Origin of the sequence: Nocardiopsis sp. TNDT3 (assembly GCF_003427465.1) — a bacterium.
Lineage (GTDB): Bacteria > Actinomycetota > Actinomycetes > Streptosporangiales > Streptosporangiaceae > Nocardiopsis > Nocardiopsis dassonvillei.
Window position 1 is genome coordinate 1 of record NZ_QPFC01001262.1, and the last position, 1028, is coordinate 1028.

A 1028-nucleotide genomic window follows, 5' to 3' on the forward strand; every position below is an offset into this window, starting at 1 on the left:
GGAGGGGACACCGCTCAGGGGGTGACCGGGGCGGGGCGCAGCCGCCGCGCGGCCTCGGCCAGGGGCGCGCCCAGCGCCCCCTCCGCCAGCAGGTCCAGCACCGTGTCCGAGGCCGGGTGGCCCGTCAGCCGCACGGTGCGGACGAACCCCTCCGCGCATCCGGCGTACCTGTCCCGGTCCCGGCCGGGCAGGAGCCCGCCGCCCTCCAGCAGGATCGCGTAGTCGTCCAGCACCGCCCAGACCTCCTGGTGCGACGTGGGCGTCCCCGCGGCCCCGCCGCGCAGCCGCCGGGCCCACCCGCCCAGGACGGGGTGGTGCACGTACAGATCCAGCACCGGGGCCAGGTCCTCCTCCAGGGAGGCGAGCACCCGGGCCACCCGCTCACGCAGGCGCCAGGAACCGGGGGCGTCGCAGGCCTCCAACAGGCCGCACACCGCGCTCTCGGTGTCGCGGGCGGCCACCCACCGCTCCAGCAGGCGCTCGGTGTCCACCGGACGGCCCCGTTCCGCCAGGGCGAGCACCTCCTCGGCGTCCATCCCGGACAGGGGCCGGGCCAGCGCGATGTCGGCCCCGGTCTGGCGCAGCTGGCGCACCATGAAGTGGTCGCCGAGGCCCGTGACGCGGAACCGGCCGCCGCCGACCCGGCGGACCGCGCCCAGGTCCTCCAGCGTCTCCAGCACCTGGCGCACGTGTTCCACCGGGTCCTCCCCGCGCAGGGCGACCCCGGGCCCGTACACGGTCACCAGCTGCGCGGGCGTGCGCGCGTCCCCGTGCACGAACAGGTCGGTGAGCAGCAGGAACGCCGTGACCCCGCGCAGGTCGGTCATGGCCAGCAGGGCGTCGGCCCAGGCGTCGGCGGCCGCCCCCGGCACACCGTCCCGCCAGGCCCGCGCCGCCCGGCCGGGCAGCACCCGGGTGTAGGTGGTGCGCAGCAGACCCGCGTCCCTGGCCACGGCGAACAGCGCGGCCACCCTCGCGGGCGCGACCCCCAGGTCGGCGGCGGCCCGGGCGGTGTCGTCCGGGGTGAG

The 1028-nt window shown here is 78.3% G+C and carries 1 pseudogene; it reads right to left on the minus strand.

The features are described 5' to 3' along the window. Positions 1-14 precede the first annotated feature (14 nt). A pseudogene (locus DQW06_RS26640) lies at positions 15-1028 on the minus strand (hypothetical protein); the annotation flags it as partial.